This window comes from Corynebacterium gottingense, assembly GCF_007559235.1.
In the GTDB taxonomy this organism is placed as follows: domain Bacteria; phylum Actinomycetota; class Actinomycetes; order Mycobacteriales; family Mycobacteriaceae; genus Corynebacterium; species Corynebacterium gottingense.
Window position 1 is genome coordinate 71,772 of sequence record NZ_VMHH01000004.1, and the last position, 22,154, is coordinate 93,925.

A 22,154-nucleotide genomic window follows, 5' to 3' on the forward strand; every position below is an offset into this window, starting at 1 on the left:
ACTAGCGTAGCCGATGCGGCCTAGAGAAACGCGGTCAAGGCCCGGTTGAATTCCTCGGGACGCTCGATGCCAACCTGGTGCGAACCAGGGTCGATCACCACCGACGTCACTGGCCCCGCGACACCGCGCGCGATCTTCTCCAACTCGGCGGGAGGCGTTGACGGGTCCTGTGCTCCGGCGATCGTCAGCACCGGGCAGGTGATCTCGCCCAGCCGGTCGGCGAAGTCCCACTTGGCCAGGGCATCGCCGTTTTGCGCGTAGCCTTCACCGTCGATGCCGGACACCATGTCATGGACGCGCTGCACCTCGTCCGGGTGCGATTTCCGGAACCCGTCGGTGAACCAGTTGCCCATCATCCCGTCGGCCAGCGCCGCTGTGCCCTGCTCGCGGGTGAGGGCGGTGCGCTCGGACCACTTGTCCTGCCCGCCAAGGTAGGTGGCGGTGCAGGCGAACACGGCCTTGTCCACGCGGCCACTGGTGGCGGCGATGTACTGCGCCAGCGCCCCGCCGAGCGAAAGTCCGACGATGCTGAAGCGGTCCACGCCCGCCTCGTCGAGGGCGTGGAGGATGTCGGACGCGAGGTCGTCGATAAGCGATGCCCCGGGCGCAACCCGAGCCTTGTCGGACTTGCCGTGACCGCGGTGATCCACGGTGACGACATGGAAGGCGCCCTCGAGGGCGGGGATTTGTTTGGACCAGGCCTCGTGCGTCGTGGCGATGGAGCTGAGCAGCACCACCGTCGGGCGAGTCGGATCCCCATGTTCGGTGACGTGAAGGTGAGTCATTGTCTGCGTCCTTTCCGCTGAAATGCAGGTCCGACAACCATTGTTGCGCAAAACGGGAACCAGCGCGGGCGTGCGCCCGTTGGTTTGACGTAGGAACTACACTTGAAATCTAACCTTTTGGTCAGTCCGTGGCGGGGGCACGTATATTGCACGGAAAGACCGCACGGCGATTGCACGAACGGGAGTAAATAGCGCACATGGCAGCAACACACGACGGATCGGATCTGCTCAAGTGCTCGTTTTGCGGAAAGAGCCAGAAGCAGGTCCGCAAGCTCATCGCAGGTGGCGGTGTGTACATCTGCGATGAGTGCATTGAACTCTGCAACGAGATCATCGAAGAAGAGCTCGCGAGCTCGCAGCAGGGGCAGGCTGGTGACCCGGAGCGGCTCCCGCGGCCGTCCGAAATCACGGCGTTTTTGGACCAGTACGTCATTGGGCAGGATCAGGCGAAGCGGACGCTCGCCGTCGCGGTGTACAACCACTACAAGCGCATCAAGGCAGAGTCGCTTGCATCGACGGCGCGCCGCCGCGAGGAGGACGTGGAGATCTCCAAATCCAACATTCTTCTGCTCGGCCCGACCGGCTCCGGTAAGACGTACCTTGCGCAAACGCTGGCCCGAATGCTCAACGTCCCGTTTGCAATCGCGGACGCGACAAGCCTGACCGAAGCCGGGTACGTGGGCGAGGACGTGGAGAACATCCTGCTGAAGCTGCTGCAGGCGGCGGACTTTGACGTCAACCGCGCGCAGACCGGGATCATCTACGTCGACGAGGTGGACAAGATCTCGCGCAAGTCGGAGAACCCGTCGATCACGCGCGACGTCTCCGGCGAGGGCGTGCAGCAGGCGCTGCTGAAGATCCTGGAGGGCACGGTCGCGTCGGTCCCGCCGCAGGGTGGGCGCAAGCACCCGAATCAGGAATTCATTCAGCTTGATACCACGAACATCCTGTTCATCGTGGCCGGTGCCTTCGCCGGTCTGGACAAGGTCATCGCGGAGCGCGTGGGCAAGAAAGGGATCGGTTTCGGCGCAGAGATTGACTCGAAGGCGGAGCGCGACGAGGCTAACCTGCTTTCCCAGGTGCAGCCGGCCGACCTGGTGAAGTTTGGACTGATCCCCGAGTTCATCGGCCGTCTGCCGGTGCTGGCAAGCGTGGAGGACCTGGACCGCGACGCCATGGTGCGTGTGCTCACGGAGCCGAAGAACTCCCTAGTGAAGCAGTATCAGCGCCTGTTCGCGATGGACGGTGCCGAGCTTGAGCTGGATAGCGAGGCGCTCGGGCTCATTGCGGACAAGGCAGCGGAACGCAAGACCGGCGCTCGCGGGCTGCGCGGGATCATGGAGGAGCTGTTGGTGCCCATCATGTACGACCTCCCCGATCGTGAGGGCGTGAACCGCGTGGTCATCTCCGCGGACGTGGTGCGGGGCGAGGCCGAGCCGCAGTACCTGACGGACGAAGAGCAGCGCTCGGCCTAAGTGCGCCGTGTGCCCCGGCCGCGGCGCGCCTTAGTAAATGCGCGTCTCCGGGTCGTCCAGGTAATCGGCGCTCACATCCGCGATGGTGTGGACTTCGGGTAAGTCCGCCGCGTCCGCCGCAGGCGTCGGTTCCAAGTAGCTGTCGTAACCGGACGGGGAAATGTTGGTGGTCAGGAACGCGATGACCGCGTCGATGACCATCCTGCGCAGGCCAGTGTTGTTGCGCTCGGAGCGAAAGTTTATGCTGCGCAGCCCCTCCGCGACGTCGCCCAAGGCAGTGGGGAAGAAGCTGAGCGAGACGAGCAACACCAGTACGTCGTCGGCCGAGATTCCGGGGCGGAACGCGCCCGAGTCCTGGCCGATGAGCAGGAGGCGTTCCAGGTGCAGCGCGACGGTGTCGGTACGTTGGGTGAGTACCGACGTGGTGCCGTCAAGCACCGGGTCCAACTCCTCGCGCAGCAGGATGCCTGCGGAATCGGGGTTATTCTTGACGGCCGTGTAGAGCGCGTCGATGAACTTGCGCATCCCCTCGACGGGTACGGCGTAGGAGCGATTCAGCACGTGCTCGGGTGGGGTGAGGCGTTCGAGGGCGCGCAGCGTCGCCCGCGTATACAGACCTTTTTTGTCCCCGAAGTTGTAGTGGATCTTGCGCTTGGACATGCCGGATTCCTTGGCAATCGCTTCGAGCTTCGTGTCGTGGAACCCGTCCGCGCAAAACATTCGCAGCGCGGTATCGACGACCGCGTCCAGCGAGTCGGAAGATGCGGCGCCGGAGTCGGCCCTCGCTTCACCCGTATCTGAGGTCTGGGCAGCCCCGTCAATTGCGTCAACTGCGTCACTGCTCTTGTGCTGTTGCGTCACAGGGTCTCCTTCGGGTCATGCAGGGCGGGCAGGGGTCGGTGCGCGTCAACGCCAAGGTCATACGTTTCCATCGTGCACCACATGCGCCCCCGATGTCCCCATTCGAAGCGAAAAACCACAGAAGCTGGCCAAAGTTGTGCCCAAATGGGGGGAGATGCGCGAGAACCCACCGGCGTCACGTTTCTATACTCGTCGGGTATGCGATCGCGTCGTCTGCATCATGAGGGTCATCGCAGGGCCATTTCAGACGGCGAGCAAGCAGTCGAGCACACATCCGAGCCAAGGAGTCAAGATGACGAAATCCCCGGTACAGCCCGTCAACGTTGTGGTTACTGGAGCCGCAGGCAACATTGCGTACTCGCTGCTCTGGCGTGTCGCCTCCGGCGACGTCTATGGTAAGGACCAGCCGGTCAACCTCACGCTGCTGGAGATCCCGGCTGCCGTGCGCGCCGCGGAGGGGACCGCGATGGAACTCGCTGATTCTGCACTCCCGCTGCTCAACACCATCACTGTCGCGGACAACGCAGCCAAGGCGTTCGAGGGAGCGAACGCGGCGTTCCTGGTCGGCGCCAAGCCGCGCGGAAAGGGCGAGTCTCGCGCCGACATGCTCGCGGCCAACGGCAAGATTTTCATCGAGCAGGGCAAGGCGCTGAACGACGCCGCAGCGCAGGACATCCGCGTCCTCGTCGTGGGCAACCCGGCCAACACTAACGCCTACATCGCTTCGAAGTCGGCCCCGGACATTCCGGGCGATCGCTTCAACGCAATGATGCGCTTGGACCACAACCGCGCGCTGTCCATGCTGGCGCAGCACCTCGACGTGCCCTCCACCGCGCTCGAGCGGGTGGTGGTGTGGGGCAACCACGCCGACACGCAGTTCCCAGACATCACCTACGCCACCGTGAACGGCGAGCCGCTGGCCAACAAGGTGGACCGGGACTGGTACGTCGACGAGTTCATCCCGCGCGTGGCCAAGCGCGGCGGCGAGATCATCGAGGTGCGTGGGAAGTCCTCCGCGGCGTCGGCGGCGTCCGCCGCCGTCGACCACATGCGGGACTGGGTGCAGGGGACCGATGGGCGTTGGGTGACGGTGGCGCAGGCGTCGACAAGCGAATACGGCGTCGACGCTGGCCTGGTCTTCGGAGTGCCGGCAGTGGGTACCGGCGGGACGTGGGAGCCCGTCGCAGGGCTGGAGGTGAGCGACTTCCAGCGCGAGCGTATCCAGGCGAACGTGGACGCGCTCAAGCAGGAAGCCGAAGTGGCTGACGCGCTGTTCTGAGCGGGGGCTATGATGGGCAACCGTGAGTGAAGCGACGAATGATTTAGTAGGCAAGAACCGCGCGGACGCCCTTCCCAAGAGCTGGGAACCGCAGGACCACGAGTCCACGCTGTACGAGAAGTGGGTGGACAAGGGCTACTTCACGGCGGACCCCGCATCCGACAAGCCCGCCTACTCCATCATGCTGCCGCCGCCGAACGTGACCGGCCAGCTGCACATGGGCCATGCGCTCGACCACACGCTGATGGATTCCCTCGTGCGCCGCAAGCGCATGCAAGGCTACGAGGTGCTGTGGCTGCCCGGCATGGACCACGCCGGCATTGCTACGCAGACCAAGGTGGAGGCGAAGCTCAAGGCCGAGGAGGGCAAGGACCGCTACGACTACGGCCGCGAAGAGTTCATCGATCGCGTCTGGGAGTGGAAGCAGCAGTACGGCGGCACGATCACCACGCAGATGCGTGCGATCGGCGATTCGGTCGACTGGTCGCGGGAGCGCTTTACGCTGGATGATGGGCTGTCCAAGGCGGTCCAGACCATTTTCAAGCAGCTGTACGACCAGGGCATGGTGTACCGCGACTACCGCCTGGTGAACTGGTCCCCGGTGCTCGAGACCGCGGTGTCGGACATTGAGGTCGTATACAAGGACGTCGAGGGTGAGTTCGTCTCGATTCGCTATGGCTCGCTTGACGACGATGCGCCGCACCTCGTCGTGGCCACCACCCGTGTCGAAACAATGTTGGGTGACGTGGCGATCGCCGTCCACCCCGATGACGAGCGTTACGCGCACCTCATCGGCGAGGAGTTCGACCACCCGCTGCGCGACGACCTCAAGGTCAAGGTTATCGCCGACGACTACGTGGATATGGAGCTGGGCACGGGCGCGGTGAAGATCACGCCGGCGCACGACCCGAACGATTACGAGATGGGCCTGCGCCACAACCTGGACATGCCGATCATCATGGATGAGCAGGCCCGCATCGCCAACACGGGCACCCGCTTCGACGGTTTGAGCCGCGAGGAAGCGCGCGTCGCCGTGCGCGAGGCACTCGCGGAGCAGGGCCGCATTGTCAAGGAGATCCGCCCCTACGTGCACTCCGTGGGCCACTCCGAACGCTCCGGCGAGCCGATCGAGCCGCGCCTGTCGTTGCAGTGGTTTGTCAAGGTGGACGAGCTGGCGAAGATGTCCGGCGACGCCGTGCGCAACGGCGACACGGTGATCCACCCGCAGTCGATGGAGAAGCGCTACTTCGACTGGGTAGACAACATGCACGACTGGACCATCTCGCGCCAGCTGTGGTGGGGTCACCGCATCCCGATCTGGTACGGGCCGGAAGACGAAAACGGCGAGCGCGACGTGGTGTGCGTCGGCCCCGACGAGGAACCGCCCGCAGGCTACGAGCAGGACCCGGACGTGTTGGACACCTGGTTCTCCTCCGCGCTGTGGCCATTCTCCACGATGGGCTGGCCGGAGAAGACGCCTGAGCTGGACAAGTTCTACCCGACCTCCGTGCTCGTCACCGCGTACGACATCCTGTTTTTCTGGGTGGCGCGCATGATGATGTTTGGTACCTTCGCCGGCAAGTTCACCCCGGAGATCCTCGGCGAGGGCAAGGGCGGCCGGCCGCAGGTGCCCTTCACGGACCTCTACCTCCACGGCCTGGTGCGCGACGAAAAGGGCCGCAAGATGTCCAAGTCCCTGGGCAACGGCATCGACCCGATGGACTGGGTCGGCCGCTTCGGTGCGGATGCGCTGCGCTTCGCCCTGGCCCGCGGCGCGAACCCAGGCGTGGACCTGCCCATCGGCGACGACCACGCCGTGGCCGCCCGCAATTTTGCCACCAAGCTCTACAACGCCACGAAGTTCGCGCTGATGAACGGCGCCGGGGTCGGCGAGCTGCCACAGCGTCAAGCGCTTACCGACGCCGACCGCTGGATCCTCGACCGCGCCGAGGAACTGCGCAAGCGCGTCGACGCCTACCTGGACGACTACCAGTTTGCCAAGGCGAACGAGGCGCTTTACCACTTCGCTTGGGACGAGCTGTGCGACTGGTACCTCGAGATTGCCAAGACCCAGATCCCGCGTGCTGACGCTGATGCGTCAGCGGAAGAACAGGAGCGGGGCCGCAACACCCAGATCGTGCTGGGCCGTGTCCTCGACGTGGTCCTGCGCCTGCTGCACCCGACCATGCCATTTATCACCGAGGTCCTGTGGACTGCGCTGACTGGCGAGGAGACCGTGACCACGGCTGCGTGGCCGACTGCAGACGACACCAATGGCGGTGCGGAAGCGGACCTCGACGCGCGCCGCCGCGTCGAGGACTCCATCAAGCTCATCACCGAGCTGCGCCGCTTCCGGGCCGACCAGGGCGTGAAACCGTCGCAAAAGGTGCCGGCGCGCTTGGACTTCGCGTCCGCGGACCTGGCTGGCCAGGAGGACATGGTGCGCCAGATCGCTCGAGTGGAGGCGCCGGGTGAGGACTTTGCGGCGTCGGCAAGCATCGAGATGCGCCTGAGCCAGGTCAACCTCGACGTGGCGCTGGATACCTCCGGCACGGTCGACGTGGCTGCCGAGCGCAAGCGCCTGGAGAAGGAGCTCGCCGCCGCGCAGAAAGAGCTGGACACCACCGGTGCGAAGCTTTCCAACGAGCAGTTCCTGACCAACGCGCCGGAGCAGGTCGTGGAGAAGATCAAGGTGCGGCAGAAGGTTGCGCAAGAGGAATTCGAGCGCGTGACCGCGCGACTGGAGAAGCTGCCGGAGAAGTAGACTGGCTCGCATGAGCGAGCAGCACAACCACAGCGACAACACCAGTCCCGGCGACGAGCAGGAGCGTGACGAGCTCACGCCGGTGCGTGAGCGCGACACGGAGTTCGGCCGTATCTCCATGACGGAGAGTGGCATGACGCTGAATCTCGGTGGTACTTGTGCCGCCGACAGCGTCGAGCCCGACGGGTCTCCGGAAGGCTCGGAGAACGACGAGCTTGCGCGCCTCGCTGGGCTGGTGGGGATGCGCGTTGGGCAGCTGGCGAGCGACGACGGCGAGCCGATCAGTCGGGTTCCTGAGTACTCCGGGGATAGCGCTGCACTCACGCGGGTCAGCGAGAAGCTTGATGCTCGCGCCGGTGCTGCCGACCCGAACCCGAGCCTTGACCGCGTTGCCGCATTGATGGATTTACTCGGTTCGCCCGAGCACACGCTGAAGGTGATCCAGGTCGCGGGCACGAACGGGAAGACGTCGACCGCGCGGATGACCGAGTCGTTGCTGCGCGCACTGGGACACCGCGTGGGGCTGTTCACCAGCCCTGAGCTCACGCGGGTGACCGAGACGATGCTCATCGACGGCGCCGAGATCGCGCCGGAACGCTTCGCGGAAATCTTTGACGAGCTCGAGCCCTTCGTGGAAATGGTCGACGCGCAGTTTGCCACCCCGCTGAGCCGCTTTGAGGTGCTCGTAGCCATGGCGTTCGTGGCGTTTGCGGACGCGCCCGTCGACGTCGCCGTCCTGGAGGTCGGCATGGGCGGGACCTGGGACGCGACGAATGTGGTGGACGCCGATGTCGCCGTGATTACCCCGATCGGGCTTGACCACCAAGCGTTCCTTGGCCAGACCATTGCCGCGATCGCGGCACAGAAGGCCGGGATTATTAAGCCCCGCGAGGCGGACGCGTTGAGCGCGTTGAGCCCGGCGGAAAACATTGCGGTGGTCGCCGAGCAGGAGCCGGACGCAATGCACGCGATTCTCGAGCGTGCGGTGGACACAGAGGCAATCGTTGCTCGGAGCGGCAGCGAGTTCTCGGTAGGGAAGTCCACGGTTGCCGTCGGCGGCCAACAGCTCACGCTGCGCGGACTCGGTGGAGAGTACGACGGCATCTTCCTCCCACTCGCGGGCGCCCACCAGGCGGCGAATGCGTCGCTTGCGCTCGCCGCGGTGGAGGCGTTCTTCGGCGTGACCCGCGAGCACCCGCTTGATGCCGACGCCGTTCGCGCGGGATTTGACCAGGTGACGGTCCCGGGGCGGATTGAGCGGTTTGGTAAGGACCCGGTCGTGCTTATCGACGCCGCCCATAACCCCCACGGCGCCCGCACCCTCGCCTCCGCACTCGAGCGGGACTTCAACTACACGGGTCTGATCGGCGTGGTGTCGATTTTTGGGGACAAAGACGCACGCCAGATGCTGACAGCGCTGGAGCCCGAGCTGCGCGAGGTAGTGATTACTCAGAACTCATCCCCACGTGCGATGGACGTCGACGAGCTGGCGGAGGTGGCGTACGACGTGTTCGGTGATGACCGCGTTCGGATCGAGGCGCATCTGCCGGCGGCGGTGGAACTGGCGCGCGAGGTCGCCGAAGAGTCTGGCGAAGACGGCATGGGCGTGTTGGTCACCGGGTCCATCGCCACCGCCGGTGATGCCCGCACCTACCTCACTGCGCTGGACGCGCAGGAGCCCGAGGCGTAGTGCGGTGGGCTGCGACGCTGCCTGGCTGGTGACCAACCGCTGGCTGCACTGGGACAAGTTTGAGTGGCAGTTCGGCGCTCTTGCGCGTGCGGCCGGCGCGGTCGGGCTTGATTTGCGGCGAGTGAGTACCGATGAGGTTGTCGCCGCGATGGGCACCGGTCCGCTGCCGCGCGTCGCGCTTATCCAGGACAAAGACGTTGCCGTCGTCGCACAGCTCGAAGCGCTGGGGGTGCGCACCATCAACACCGCGACCGCGATCGCTGCGTGCGATAACAAGGCGTACACGCACGCGGTGCTTTCTCACGCCGGCATTGCGCACCCGTGTACGTTGACTGCGCCGCTGGCGTACCGGAACTTATCGGCCGCGGAATGGGAGGAGAGCGAATTTCTCGCTGCCGTAGACCTTCAGTTGGGCTACCCGGTCGTGGCGAAACGTGCAATCGGCTCGTGGGGGCAGGGGGTCGAGCTGATCCACGCCCCCGCGGAGCTGGTCGCGTTCCTCCGCGCCGCTCATCCTGCGCCCGTGATCGTGGAGGAATACATCGCTGAATCCCACGGCCACGACGCCCGCATCTTCATGGTTGGTGAGACCCCAGTTGCTGCGATGCAAAGGTTCGGCCAGGGAGGTGACTTCCGCGCCAACGTGACCGGTGGCGGTCGCGCGGTGCCGTGGGATCCGCCCGCGGACTTCGTGGACACTGCACGCACAGCGATGGGCGCGCTCGGCCTGGATATTGGCTCGGTCGATTTCCTCCATGCGTCCAGTCCGCTTGTCGGCGAGGTGAACTCGAACGCCCAATTTGCCTCCCTCACGGAGGTGACGGGAATCGACGTCGCCGCTCGAGTAATTGAGTACTGCGTCCAGGCGCGTTGATCGAAGCGCTTGTCGACGCCACCGCGCACCAGTTATGGCCCAACCGTTCTCAGCGATACGATGAGGGCATGGCTGACCAGAACAACACCCGGCGCTCGCGCCGCGGCGCGCGTCGCGAGCCGGATATGAGCCCCCTCGGCCCGGGCAAGGCCCCGGTCAAAGACCCGATGGCAGGCCTGACCGGCGTACTTTCCGGCACGCTCGTGATGGAAGCGATCACGATCTTCCTCATCCTCACCGTGATTCTCAAGGTTGAGAACGGGGAGCTCTGGACCACGTTTAACTGGGTCTACGTCACCGTCATCGGCCTCGCGCACGTGGTCGTTGCGTTCTTCCAGAAGAAGCCGGTGATGCTGTGGGTGGACCTGGCGCTCCAGATTCCGCTCATCTTCGGGTTTTTCATCCACTGGTCCGTCACTGCCGTCGGCATCACGTTCGGCGTCGTGTGGTTCTTCATCATCAAGCTGCGCTCGGAGATGCTGCAGCGTATGCGCGCCGGGTACCTAGTTACCCAGCACCTGGGCACTGCAGAAGACCCGGCGCGCTAGTCTGCGTGCGGCAGGTCGCGCAGCTGGGTGCGGAGGATTTTCCCGGCTGCGCTACGGGGGATCTCTTCGACAAAATCTACGACGCGCACCTTCTTGTACGGCGCGACCCGGTCAGCCACGAACCGCATGACACCGTCGGCTGTGAGGCGGGCAGACGTGGCTGCCGGTGAGGGTGCGGGCACGACGAACGCGCGGGGGACCTCGGTGCCATTGAGCACAAAGGGGGTGACGGCGGCGTCGACAATTGCTTCATGCTCGAGCAGCGTGGCCTCCAGCTCGGCCGGAGCGATCTGGTAGCCCTTGTATTTGATCGTGTCTTTGGCGCGTCCGATGATGTAGAGCTCGCCGTGCGTTCCCACGCGCGCGAGGTCCCCGGTTTGAAACCATTCACCGATCGGCTCTTGCCCGAGGTAGCCGCGCATGAGCTGTGGCCCGGCGACGGATAATTCACCGTCGGGACCGATGCGGAAGCGGGTATCGGGGAGCGGGAACCCCACCGAGTCCGGAGGCGTTTCGCCGCGCACGCCAACAAAGGTGACCGGCGACGTCTCGGTCATTCCGTACCCCTGGATCACGCTCGCGCCCAGTCGCGACTCCACCGTTCGTGCCACCGTGGGGTCGAGTCGATCCGCGCCGCTGATGATCAGTTCGAGTGCGTTGAAGGCATCGGCCGGGGCGGTCTCGAGGACGCGCGCGAGCGGCGGGGCGATGAATGTGAGCTGCACGGCGAAATCGCGGTGCGCGCTCACAAAGCGCTCCGGATCAAAGCGCTGCATCGTGAGCACGTGATGCCCCAGCATGAGCGGGGTGAGCAGCAGCGCGGTCAAGCCATAGATGTGTGAGAAGGGCAGCGGCGACATCGTTGGGGTGTGAGTACCCACCCCACTTCGTGCAATCGCTGCAGCAAACTGGGTCATGTTTGCGCTTACCGACGCCCCCGTCAACCCCACCGCCTTCTGCATCCCCGTGGTGCCCGACGAGTACGGAACGAAGGCGAGCTCTTGTGCATTCGCAGCACTGACTGCGGGCGTGTGGTTAGCAGCGTCGCGGTGTGGCCAACCGGCGGGAGTCGTGCCGCGTATCAGCGCTTGCGCCTGCTCCATCCGGATGAGGTCGAGTTGTGGGTCTGCGCCGGCGAGTTCGGCGAGATGTCTCGCTTCATGGTTGCGAAGTAGCGGGCCGATCAGACTGGACGCTGCACCCGCCTGGGCGATGCCGAGGATCACGGCCGCAAACTCCACCGAGTTTGGGAGTTGGACCGCGATGACGGGGGAGGGGGATGTTATGGCGTGGGCGAGTACGCGCGCGACGTTGTTAGCGAGTGTGCGGAGCTCGCGGTAGGTCACCGTCGTGCCCGTGGACAGGTCGGTCAACGCGGGTGCGTCAGGAAGGCCTTGGCTAAGCGCGAGCTCATGGAGCGGAACATGCTGGTACATCCCCATAAACCTTAGTAGCTTGGGAGTATGCGATTCTTCCTGCTGGTGCTTGCTGCGGTGATGTCGCTTGTCGCCGTTGGCGCGTCGTTGTTCGCATGGCCGAGTTGGGGCGGCGCCGCTGCGATCGTGATTGCGGGCGGTGCTCTGGCATGTGCGCTGTACATGAAGTATCAGGACATGGGTGCCCCGGATCTTTCGCTCGATCCGGAACAGCGTACGACAATTTTGCGGATGGTCCGTGAGGGAAATGAAGATGGAGCGGTGCGGCAGGTGCAGTTATGGAAGCGTGACGCGACGCCCGCTGATGCATCGCGCATCGTGCGAGAGGTTTCGGTAAAGTCTGGTCCATGACCGAACGTACTTTGATTCTTATTAAGCCGGACGGCGTTGCCCACGGGCACGTCGGTGAAATCATTTCCCGCATCGAGCGCAAGGGCTTGAAGCTGGTGGAGATGGATCTGCGTACCGCAGACCGCGAGACCGCCGAGAAGCACTACGAAGAGCACAAGGATAAGCCGTTCTTCGGTGACCTCGTAGACTTCATCACCTCTGCGCCGCTGGTTGCTGGCATCGTTGAGGGCGAGTCTGCGATCGCTGCCTGGCGCCAGCTGGCAGGCGGCACCCACCCGGTGGAGAAGGCTACCCCGGGTACCATCCGTGGCGACTTCGCGCTGACCGTCGGTGAGAACGTGGTGCACGGTTCCGATTCCCCGGAATCTGCAGAGCGTGAGATCGCCATCTGGTTCCCCGGCAAGTAACCAACCACACCAAAGATTCGACAACGCTACCCCCGGAAGAGCGCATCCTGGGGTAGCGTTTTTCGATGCTTTCCTGGGCAAAACTCGTGAAACGTTCAGATGATTTATTGCGACTCAATAGATATGTCACAATGCATAGGTAAGCGTCACGCTGCGATGAGCCCATCGTATGTTGTATCGGAGAAAGGCCCGGAGATGGTCAACGACAAGCCAGAGCAAGAACGTGCAAAAGCGAAGCGCGCGTCTATCGAAAAGGCCACGATTGATCTTCTCCTGCAGGAGGGGATGTCCTCAGTCACTCATCGGCACGTAGCCGCGCGTGCTGGGGTGCCGGTTGGCTCGATTGGTTACTACTACGAGAGCCGTGAGAAGCTCATCCAGACGTGCTTTGAGCGATTCCACGCCGTGCAGGCGGCGATCCTCGAGGAGGCGCTCAAGAACCCTAAGATTCGAGAGGATCGGCGTGAGCTCGCTGCGGCGACGCTGGATCTTGTGACCTGTGGGCACCGAGACTGGGTACGCGGGATCATTTCCGCAACCGTCGATGCTGAGCGTGAGGCACCCGCGTTGCAAGCGATGGTCAAAGAGCAGTTTTACGAGGCAGTTAACGCAATCGACGCACTGCTCAAGTACGCGGACGTTACCAAAGCGGACGGCAACGCAGTTCTCGGAGCAATTGTTGGGTCGTCCCTTGTTGTTGCTGGCTGGGATAAACCAGTCGTCGAAACAACCATTAGCGGAGTTGTGCGCTTCCTCGAGCTTGCGGAGGGGCCGTAGAGCGAGAACGAGTAGCGGTTGGTCAAGAGGACTGACCGTGGACAGGGCGGGGTGAACGCGCGGGGCGGGGGCCTGTGCCACAATGGATGGCAAGCATCGCGTCGTTGACGTCCTTGACGTTGTTGATGTTGTTGACGCCGCGCGTGCTGACAAACTTTGACATTGAAGTCCCGCGCATTCGCGCGGCACTGTGCGGCGGCGGCAGGGAAATGCCAGCGCCCGGTGCTCGGCGCAGAAGCTGTGCGGGCAGACGCATAACAGGAGAATAGGTTCGTGGCACAGAACGAGGAATCCACGCCAAAGAAGCGCCGCAGCACGAAGGCGACGGCGAAGAAGTCGGCAAAGCCGGCCAAGAAATCGACAAAGAAACCAACAAAGAAGGCTCCTGCGAAGCGCGAGCAGCTGGCCAATGAGCCAACGGTCAACCCCTACGCGACGTTTGACCGCTCTCGCCTCAAGGACAAGATGCGCGTCTTTCAGTTGGCCAAAGAGCTCGGCGTGCCTTCGAAAGACCTGGTCGTTGCGCTGTCGGACATGGGAGTAGTCAAGGTAGCGCAGTCTTCGCTCACTCGCGCGGAGAGCGAGCAGCTTCTCGACGCCCTGTCTCCCGACACCAACGCGCCCCAATCAAGCGACGCTGGGGATGAGTCTTCTGACGCGGACGAGAAGATCCGACACCGCGTACGCAAAGACGTGGAGAACGAGATCCACCAAATCGAGGACAAGGTCAATGCCGAGTTGGCCACCGCAGATGAACCCGACACGGATCCGAGCGACGATGCTTCCGACGAGCCGCTCACTGACGTGGAACCTGACGTGACGCCGGCGCCAGAGGACGAGTCGGTCACCGAGTACGCTCCGCTGTTCAAGGCTCCGACGCGTTCGCAGCGTCGACGCGCTCGTCGTGCAGCGCAGGCTGCCCGTGCTGCTGAGCTCGACGCGGCGGAAGGTTCCGACGGACAGGATGACTTGGGCGCCTCATCTTCTGATTCTGGGGAAGGTACCTCGCGCACAGCGGAAGGAGGCTCTGCGGACTCCGCGCGTAGCGGGCGGCAGAAACGGAATCGCGGCAACGCAAAGGCGAGCAAGGCCAGCGATACACGCGGGCAGGAGAGCGCTGATGGGGCAGAGCGTGGCGTCGATACGCAAGAGGCTGAGCAGATAGACGAACCGAAGGCGATCAAGGGATCGGCTCGTCTGGAAGCGAAGCGACGTCGTCGCAGTGAGCGGAGTGCGGAGGAGCGTAAGCGCTCGCGCATTGTCAGCCAGGCAGAGTTTCTTGCGCGGCGCGAGTCCGTGCAGCGCACCATGGTGGTGCGGGACCGTGAGCGGCACTATGGAACGGGAACGGTGACACAGGTCGGGGTGCTCGAGGACGGCCTGCTCGTTGAGCACTTTGTTGACACAGAAGACCAGGTCACCATGGTTGGGAACATCTACCTTGGGCGCGTGCAAAACGTGCTGCCCAGCATGGAAGCCGCGTTTATTGACTACGGACAAGGCCGAAACGGTGTGCTGTACGCGGGCGAAATCGACTGGAAGTCTGCTGGACTCGGGGGTCGCGCGCGACGAATTGAAAACGCGCTGAAGTCCGGCGACCAGGTCGTCGTTCAGGTCACCAAAGACCCGGTTGGACATAAGGGCGCCCGTCTGACGACCCAAATTTCGTTGGCGGGGCGGTTCCTTGTCTATGTTCCGGGAGGACGCACAGCCGGAATCTCCCGCAAACTACCGGCCCCGGAGCGCAAGCGCTTGAAGGAGATCCTCCACAAGGTTGTACCCGAGGAGGGTGGGGCAATCATCCGCACCGCTGCCGAAAATATCACTGAGGAAGCTATTGCGGCGGACGTGCAGCGCCTTCACAGCCAGTGGGAGGACATCAAGGAACTTGCCGAGCGTGAAAAGAAGTCTCATGGCGCGAAACCGGTGACCCTTTATGAGGAGCCGGCACTATTGATCAAGGTCGTACGGGATCTTTTCAACGAGGACTTCAATAAACTCATCGTCGACGGCGAGAAGTCGTACAAAACTATTCGTGCGTACGTTGAATCCGTCGCGCCTGACTTGCTCGGACGCGTAAAGAAGTACCGCAGCAAGAAGCACGATGGACGCGATGCTTTTGAGACGTACCGCGTGGATGAGCAGCTCGAAAAGGCTTTGGCTCGGAAGGTTTGGCTGCCGTCCGGTGGCACCTTGATCATCGAACATACCGAGGCACTGACGGTTATCGACGTCAACACCGGCAAGTACACCGGATCCGGCGGAAACCTCGAGGAGACGGTGACGAAAAACAACCTCGAAGCAGCCGAGGAGATTGTTCGCCAAATTCGCCTGCGCGACATCGGCGGCATGATCATCATCGACTTCATCGACATGATCCTGCCGGAGAACCAAGAATTGGTTGTTCGACGTCTCAAGGAATCACTGGGGCGCGACCGCACCCGCCACAATGTCTCCGAGGTAACTTCTCTGGGGCTGGTACAGCTCACCAGAAAGCGTCTTGGGAACGGTCTTCTTGAGACGTTCTCCGTACCCTGCCATTGCTGCGACGGTCGAGGCATTCTGCTGACCGAAGATCCAGTTGTTGAAGAGAAGCGAGCGCGATACGGGCGCGTCGATTCCAAGCGACTCCCGTCCGGTCAGCACCCTGCGGCCAGAGCGATGCATTCTGCGCTCTCCGAGGCGCCGAAACCCGTAGAGAAGCCGCTGGATGACGAGGCCATCGACGAATTGGCGGATGCTGTCGTGGCGGAAGAAAAGAAAAAGGAGGACGAACCGAAGACTTCGTCGAGGCGACGCGGTCGTCGCGGCTCCGGTCGAGGTCGTGGCCGAAATCGTTCGCAAGCGCCTGAACAGAACGCATCAGACGCCGAGGAGCACCGAGATCAGCGCGGCAGTGAGGAAAACACTGTTCTTAGCTCGGAGCCAGCAGAGAATGACGGCCTCAACGAGGCCGGAAGTGAAACTCAGCAGTCCGATAGTGGCAATGAGCGTGGTGGACGCAACAGGCGCAGGCGACGTCAAGCGCAGCGAAAGAATGCGAAGGCCGAGCAGTCGAAGCCAGTTGCGGCGGCGGGCGGATCTTCCGGGGATGCCGGCGACAACAACGACCACGAAGACGCGCCGGCGCAGCGAACCTCGCGAGCAGGGCGATCCAAGAAGCGTCGCAGCGCTCGGAGAGCAGCAACCCGCAGCACGTCGAGCGAGACTGAAGCTCCTGCGCACGGAGAAAACGAGAACACTGGGAACTCGCGGCAGAGCTTTGAAGATGCAGTGGCGGACTTTGAGAAGTCACCGCGTCGTCGACGGAAGACCCGGGGCAACTCTCGCTCCGATCAACGGCCACAACGCAACGAGTGGGACGACGATTCGCTGGCGAGTGAAGCCCAGCAACCTGTAAGGCGAGGTTCGACGGATCAGTCTGGTACGCGAGACCGAGGGGCGAGCGCCGGTGAATCGACAGGGAAGCGTGGGAGCGTCGAAACTTCCCGTGACGCCTCTGGAGGTCGCCGTCGCCGTCGAGCGGTACGGCGGACGAATCGGAGTGTGTCGTCCGAGGATGGTTCCGCGCCCAACCCTCGACAAGATGGCGGGCGTAACCCTCGCAATGCCGGCGCCCACGGGGACACCAGCCGCCAACGTGGCACCCGTGGGCACGAAGGTGACAAGGACTCGGAGCAGCATGGTGAGGAGGCAGGACGCCAGCGAAGCCGGCGCGGCCGCCGACGAGCCGCGCGCAAGCGCCGCTCCTAGCGCCCGAGGTCGTTGAGGCACAGCGCCCCAGGTCGCGGTTTGGAGAAACGCCCCGGTTCGGTGTAGTCTTTGGCAGTCGTTGTTTTTGGGGCGTGCCGCCTCGTTGCCCAAGCATGCGGGCACGGCGGATCGATCAGGTCCTGAAGCACTGAAATGAAGTTCCATGCGTCCACCGAAGCATGCCGGAGGATGCGCGAGTAGAGATAAGGGGTAACCCTCTATGTACGCGATCGTCAAGACCGGCGGCAAGCAGTACAAGGTTGCCGAAGGCGACCTCGTCAAGGTCGAGAAGCTGGAGGGTGAAGCAGGCGACAAGGTTGCACTCACCCCGATCCTTCTCGTTGATGGCGCAGACGTCACCTCCGGCGCAGACGCACTGTCCAAGGTCAATGTTGAGGCTGAGATCGTCGAGCACGGCAAGGGCAAGAAGATCGACATCCTCAAGTACAAGAACAAGACCGGTTACAAGGTCCGCCAGGGCCACCGCCAGCAGCTGACCACGGTCAAGATCACTGGCATCAAGTAAGACTTACTTTTAAGGAGATAGACAAATGGCACACAAGAAGGGTGCATCCAGCTCCTCGAACGGTCGTGACTCTGAGTCCAAGCGCCTCGGCGTGAAGCGCTTTGGTGGCCAGCAGGTCAAGGCCGGCGAGATCCTCGTCCGTCAGCGCGGTACCAAGTTCCACCCGGGCGACAACGTCGGCCGTGGCGGCGACGATACCCTGTTCGCACTGAAGCCGGGCGCTGTCCAGTTCGGCATCAAGCGTAAGCGTCGTATCGTGAATATCATCCCGGCCGATGGTGAGGGCGTTGCCTCCGAGGTCCTGGAGCAGGCAGAGGCTGCAGGCGTCGTTGAGGACGAAGCCACCGCGTAAGCGAAGGTTGGCAACACGCTAGGCCGCGTGGCCCCGATCTCGGGCTACGCGGCTTTTTGCATGCCTGGAGAATCTGCCGGAACGGTGGTGTGACCTGGAGGGCCGTATCCCTCAGCTACAAGCGTAATGCGGCCTAATGAGATCAACTGGCGGTCGGCAAATTCGGTTCCGTGAACTACTGATCCATCCGCCAGACGTACCCCGGTGGAACAGGCGCTTCCTTTCATAATGGCCTGCAAGTCGCTCATCGGCATAACAGCGTGCGCGCAATCTTCTGCCGAGTGAGCCTGCCTTTTTTCGCACAGCCAAAGAATTGGGTCGAGTGGATCACCGGTTTCGTTGGTCCCGCTCCTGAGCGTATTTACGACATCCTCCAGAGCGCTGGAATCGCCTGTAAACGTCATAGTCGTCTTCGCGCCGGAGCGTCTTATTCTCACCCCGTCCTTGGGGCTCTGGGTCGGTTGATAAGCCTTCTTGATTCTCCGCGCTGTGCGACGGACAACGTCTGTGTCACCTGCAGTATTGCAGAGTGCTTCGCGGAATTTCCACCGCTGCGTCGGATCTTTAATACTGCGAGAAGCACGGAAAATGAGTGCAAGAGTTTCGACGCAATGCTCGTTGTTCGCTGCGTATTTCCGGCACCGTTTCTGGTATCTCGTGTGCACTACCGGGCGAAAGAGCAGCCCCGCGAGGTCGAGCACGTCCATAGCGTAGTCCTTTGGCATACCTAGTAAAACGAGCTCGTCGAGTGTCTTATTTGATCGGGCAACCCACTCGGCGAGTTTGATGCCATTGCGACGGAACATAAAGTAATTGCTAATTTCGGTTGAGTAGTCCATACTGCGAAACTACCGAAATGTTGTGTGGGTAGTCAAGGGGTCGCGAAAATACAGAGTCAGCGCACATGCATGCGGGAGCTGACGTAAAGTGGAGCAGAATTCGCGAAAAGGAGTGTAGATGCAGGCAACCACGCACGATGATCTCGCAACCCTACTTGAGCAGCTCCCTTCGGGTGGAACGCTGACGGTAACACCTGGGGAGTACTCAGTTGGAACACTTCGCGTTGTGGGGCGCACCGTGCAGGCGAGTGGCCGGGGTGTAATCTTCCACGGTCGCGTCGTACTTGCCGATGGTGCGGCTTTAGTTGGTGTGAGCGTGATGGGGCCGAATGAAGCAAACGCCGTCATTTGTAACCGAGGGCAAGCTACGCTGAGCTATTGCACTGTGCGAATCCCGGCAGTTTCGACGTACCCTGCTGTCGGCGTCAAAGATGCGCAGCTCAACGTGGTGAATTCTGATGTACGTGGCAGCGACGCCAAGAAAGCTATCCTTGGCGCGCAAAATGCTCAAATCGCAGTTGAACGATCCCACACCGACGCGCTCGAAATTCTTTCAAACGTGAGTGCAACGATCGCCTCGTCCACAGTGGGAACCCTCATCATTAATAAGGGCGGACGCGCCCACCTCGGCGAAGGCGTAGCCATCAAGACTCCGGCAGGTAAGAGAATTGCAGCTGTCGCTGGCGGAGGTGTGCTCGAGGGGCAGCGCGCGCACGTCGATACGAGCCGCCCCGAGATTTTTGTGAAGGACGCTACGGTCCGGATTCCGCAGATGAGCAGCCAAACTGGAGAGCGCATTACCGTCAAGGCTTCCGGTGGCGCGACGGTTGATGTTGATCAGAGCTCATGCGTCGTGGAGCGGGAGAGCGCTGACGAAACAGAAGTTCGGTGGAGTGCTTCCGAAGGTGCGGACTTTGACCGCGTTGTAGCCCCAAGGCTTGCGCCAGAGGCGACGGTGATTCTTGAGGCCGGGGAGTACCGGATGCAGTCGGTGCCGGAAAAGATGCGGCACTTCACAATTCGAGGGGCTGGTCGCGACGAAACCACGATCGCGGTCACCGGCGCGCTTTGCGCGAAAAACGGCGGCACCGTGCGCATTGAGGACGCAACGATTCTGCAGGCAGATGGGCAAAACTGCTTCAACGTGTTTGACCAGTCGTTTGGCGAGCTAGTTCGTACGCGTGTCGTCACCGCGCAACGGTCGAGCAATATGCCCGCCATTTTTGCCAGGGGCAGAAGGCTCTTGCTTGAGGATGCGATTGTTGAATCTCCCGCGGGTGTAACAAATGCGACGCTCTCGGTGAGCGGAGGGGAACTTGTGGCCAAGCGGTCATTTCTCGGGTGGTCGCAGATTCTCGACGGTGTGCTGGCCGTATTTGAAAACACGCGAGCGTTCTCGATCATGGCTGAAAACTCGCGGCTATCTGGTTCCTTGGTGCTCCACCCGTCGATGGCAAACTTCCGCCAGCTCGTCCTCCAAAACGGCAGTCGAGGCGAGTTCGATGAGCTCACTCTCTTTGCCTCCTACGGTGAGTTTCTGGTCAATGGCTCCGTGCTCAGCGTCGAAGATACAAAGCTCACGCAGGGCGCGCAGATTGCAATCTACTCCCAAAATGGCAGCCAGGTGGACGTCGACGTTGCTGCCGTATTCGAAAGCGTCGATGGACAATGGAAGCAGGTCCAAGCGCCCACGCCGGTTAACGGGCCCACGTCAGCAAACTCGGGGAAGAGCGGTCAAGTCAGCGGAAGTTCCCAAGGAAGCGGCGCTGCTGGGGCTGTCGCCTCGGCACCTGGCGATCCGATGGCGCAGATCAACGAGCTCATCGGCCTTGCGAGCGTGAAGCGGCAGATCGCCTCCTTTATGGACCGCGTGAAATTCAATCAGCGCCGCAATGAGCTTGGCCTCGCGTCCGAGCCTGTGGTTATGCACTCCATGTTCCTCGGTAATCCGGGTACAGGTAAAACGACCGTCGCTCGCCTTCTTGGCCAGGCGCTGTACAGCGCAGGAGCGGTGCGCACGAACACTTTCGTCGAGGTTGGACGTGCGGACCTCGTTGCGGAGCACATTGGTGGCACCGCCCAGAAGACGAACAAAGTGCTTGAAGAAGCCCGCGGCGGCGTCCTTTTTGTGGACGAGGCTTACGACCTTCACTCTGAGGGAGGCAATGACTTTGGTAAGGAAGCCGTGAATGCGATCCTGACATTTATGGAGAACAACCGCGAAGACATCGTGATTATCTTTGCAGGTTACACAGACAAAATGCAGGACTTCCTCTCAATGAACCCCGGTTTGAAGTCCCGCATTCCGAACCGGTTTGACTTTGAGGACTACTCCGCCGACGAGCTTGCACAGATCGGTGCGGCGAGCTTGGCAAAGAAGGGCTACACCTTTGATGAGGAAGCGTTGCATTCGGCGATCCGCCGTCAGTATCGACGTTCCGGCGACGGTTCGAATGGCCGTTGGGCGAGAAACTTCGAGGATAAGCTCATCAGCTCCATTAGTAGTCGACTTGCACGCGAATACGCGGGTGATCTGTCGAAGGTGACGAATGAGGAAATTACAAGCGTGACTGACGCCGATATTCGCGCGGTTTCGGGCGGAGAATCGAGTGGTCAGCGTGTCGAAGAGCTGTTGGATCAGCTGGAGAGCCTGATTGGCCTCGAAGAGGTCAAGCAGTGGGCGGCCGAATTGGTGCGCGTCGCGGAAACGAATCAGCGCCTCGAAGCGCAAGGTCTGCAGACGTCGTCGCCGACCTACCACATGGTCTTTTCTGGCAACCCGGGTACTGGCAAGACGACCGTTGCGCGTATCGTGGCGGAAATTTTCCACGCACTCGGCATTCTGGAATCCCCCACTGTCAAGGAAGTCACGCGGTCTGACCTCGTCGGATCGGTGATTGGCGCGACTGAAAAGCAGACCACCCGTGCGCTGGATGAAGCGCTCGGAGGCGTCCTGTTCATCGACGAGGCGTACCAGCTCACCGCAGCAGGCGGCGCTAACGATTTCGGTCTGCAAGCCGTAGAGACACTGCTCCCTCGCCTGGAGAATGACCGGAGCAAGTTCATCGCCATTCTTGCCGGTTACACCAAGGAGATGGACGAGTTCATGAATGCAAACCCAGGCTTGCGTTCGCGTATCCCGAACTCCATTGAGTTCCCCGATTACTCGCCCGTCGACGTCGCGCGCATTGTGGAAGCAAGCATCACCGGCAGGGGCTGGCTTGTCGACGCTGATTTGCTCACCGCTACTGTCGTCGCAGCCTACGAAGCACTTCCGCCCGCGGAGCGAAGCAATGGTCGCTGGGCCCGCAATTTTGCGGACCGGCTAGAGCACCAGCACAAGCTGTGGATCAGTCAGAACAATGTGTCCGGTGAGGAGCTTCGTCGAATTTCAGACGACACCGTTCGCGCGGTGGCGGGTATCGGCGAGTAGTCGA

At 62.3% G+C, this 22,154-nt stretch carries 17 protein-coding genes; 13 read left to right on the top strand and 4 right to left on the bottom strand.

Translation table 11 applies throughout. The features are described from left to right. Positions 1-20: 20 nt before the first annotated feature. The gene (locus FPH17_RS06460) at positions 21-785 is read right to left on the bottom strand and encodes an alpha/beta fold hydrolase (protein WP_154879267.1); all 765 of its coding nucleotides are present in this window, start codon (positions 783-785) and stop codon (positions 21-23) included. A 197-nt stretch (positions 786-982) separates the two neighbouring features. Between FPH17_RS06460 and clpX the strand changes: the two genes are divergently transcribed. Further along, positions 983-2,260 carry an ATP-dependent Clp protease ATP-binding subunit ClpX gene (gene clpX, locus FPH17_RS06465; RefSeq protein ID WP_095547417.1) on the top strand — a complete coding sequence of 426 codons (1,278 nt, stop codon included), beginning with the start codon at positions 983-985 and terminating at the stop codon, positions 2,258-2,260. A 30-nt stretch (positions 2,261-2,290) separates the two neighbouring features. Here clpX and FPH17_RS06470 read toward each other — a convergent pair whose 3' ends face one another. Then, on the bottom strand, positions 2,291-3,121 hold the full coding sequence (locus tag FPH17_RS06470; RefSeq protein WP_154879269.1) for a TetR/AcrR family transcriptional regulator: 831 nt from the start codon (positions 3,119-3,121) through the stop codon (positions 2,291-2,293). A gap of 292 nt (positions 3,122-3,413) precedes the next feature. Between FPH17_RS06470 and FPH17_RS06475 the strand changes: the two genes are divergently transcribed. The 5 genes from FPH17_RS06475 (at position 3,414) to FPH17_RS06495 (ending at position 10,276) form a co-directional block, all read left to right on the top strand. Then, positions 3,414-4,400 carry a malate dehydrogenase gene (locus tag FPH17_RS06475; RefSeq protein ID WP_154879271.1) on the top strand — a complete coding sequence of 329 codons (987 nt, stop codon included), beginning with the start codon at positions 3,414-3,416 and terminating at the stop codon, positions 4,398-4,400. A 22-nt stretch (positions 4,401-4,422) separates the two neighbouring features. Next, positions 4,423-7,164 carry a valine--tRNA ligase gene (locus FPH17_RS06480; RefSeq protein ID WP_154879273.1) on the top strand — a complete coding sequence of 914 codons (2,742 nt, stop codon included), beginning with the start codon at positions 4,423-4,425 and terminating at the stop codon, positions 7,162-7,164. Positions 7,165-7,174: 10 nt separating this feature from the next. Continuing rightward, on the top strand, positions 7,175-8,854 hold the full coding sequence (locus tag FPH17_RS06485) for a bifunctional folylpolyglutamate synthase/dihydrofolate synthase (RefSeq protein ID WP_238397107.1): 1,680 nt from the start codon (positions 7,175-7,177) through the stop codon (positions 8,852-8,854). A gap of 4 nt (positions 8,855-8,858) precedes the next feature. Beyond that, positions 8,859-9,728 (top strand): ATP-grasp domain-containing protein, encoded by an 870-nt coding sequence (locus tag FPH17_RS06490; protein WP_165765394.1) that lies wholly within the window; start codon positions 8,859-8,861, stop codon positions 9,726-9,728. A gap of 68 nt (positions 9,729-9,796) precedes the next feature. Then, positions 9,797-10,276 (top strand): DUF4233 domain-containing protein, encoded by a 480-nt coding sequence (locus FPH17_RS06495; RefSeq protein ID WP_095535399.1) that lies wholly within the window; start codon positions 9,797-9,799, stop codon positions 10,274-10,276. Here the strand turns inward: FPH17_RS06495 and FPH17_RS06500 are convergent. After that, complete coding sequence (locus tag FPH17_RS06500; RefSeq protein ID WP_167496784.1) at positions 10,273-11,712, bottom strand: class I adenylate-forming enzyme family protein; 1,440 nt, start codon at positions 11,710-11,712, stop codon at positions 10,273-10,275. The genes FPH17_RS06495 and FPH17_RS06500 overlap by 4 nt on opposite strands. 27 nt (positions 11,713-11,739) lie before the next feature. Here FPH17_RS06500 and FPH17_RS06505 point away from each other — a divergent pair, with 27 nt between their 5' ends. From FPH17_RS06505 to rpmA, 6 genes are all read left to right on the top strand, one after another. Next, a complete protein-coding gene (locus tag FPH17_RS06505; protein WP_154879280.1) occupies positions 11,740-12,063 on the top strand; it encodes a hypothetical protein in 324 nt (107 codons plus the stop codon). Next, entirely contained in the window at positions 12,060-12,470 is a 411-nt protein-coding gene (ndk, locus tag FPH17_RS06510; RefSeq protein ID WP_095275443.1) for a nucleoside-diphosphate kinase, read from the top strand. Before FPH17_RS06505 ends, ndk begins: the two co-directional genes overlap by 4 nt. A gap of 195 nt (positions 12,471-12,665) precedes the next feature. Continuing rightward, entirely contained in the window at positions 12,666-13,247 is a 582-nt protein-coding gene (locus FPH17_RS06515) for a TetR/AcrR family transcriptional regulator (RefSeq protein WP_167496785.1), read from the top strand. 273 nt (positions 13,248-13,520) lie between these two features. After that, positions 13,521-17,000: a translation initiation factor IF-2 N-terminal domain-containing protein gene (locus tag FPH17_RS06520; protein WP_154879292.1), complete on the top strand. Its 3,480-nt coding sequence runs from the start codon at positions 13,521-13,523 to the stop codon at positions 16,998-17,000. 220 nt (positions 17,001-17,220) lie between these two features. Next, positions 17,221-17,526 (top strand): 50S ribosomal protein L21, encoded by a 306-nt coding sequence (rplU, locus tag FPH17_RS06525; protein WP_095275446.1) that lies wholly within the window; start codon positions 17,221-17,223, stop codon positions 17,524-17,526. Between the two features lie 25 nt (positions 17,527-17,551). Further along, a complete protein-coding gene (rpmA, locus tag FPH17_RS06530; protein WP_095275447.1) occupies positions 17,552-17,878 on the top strand; it encodes a 50S ribosomal protein L27 in 327 nt (108 codons plus the stop codon). Positions 17,879-17,922: 44 nt separating this feature from the next. Here the strand turns inward: rpmA and FPH17_RS06535 are convergent, their stop codons facing one another. After that, positions 17,923-18,717: a hypothetical protein gene (locus FPH17_RS06535; protein ID WP_154879294.1), complete on the bottom strand. Its 795-nt coding sequence runs from the start codon at positions 18,715-18,717 to the stop codon at positions 17,923-17,925. Positions 18,718-18,835: 118 nt separating this feature from the next. Between FPH17_RS06535 and FPH17_RS06540 the strand changes: the two genes are divergently transcribed. Next, positions 18,836-22,150 (top strand): AAA family ATPase, encoded by a 3,315-nt coding sequence (locus FPH17_RS06540; RefSeq protein ID WP_154879296.1) that lies wholly within the window; start codon positions 18,836-18,838, stop codon positions 22,148-22,150. Positions 22,151-22,154 lie beyond the last annotated feature (4 nt).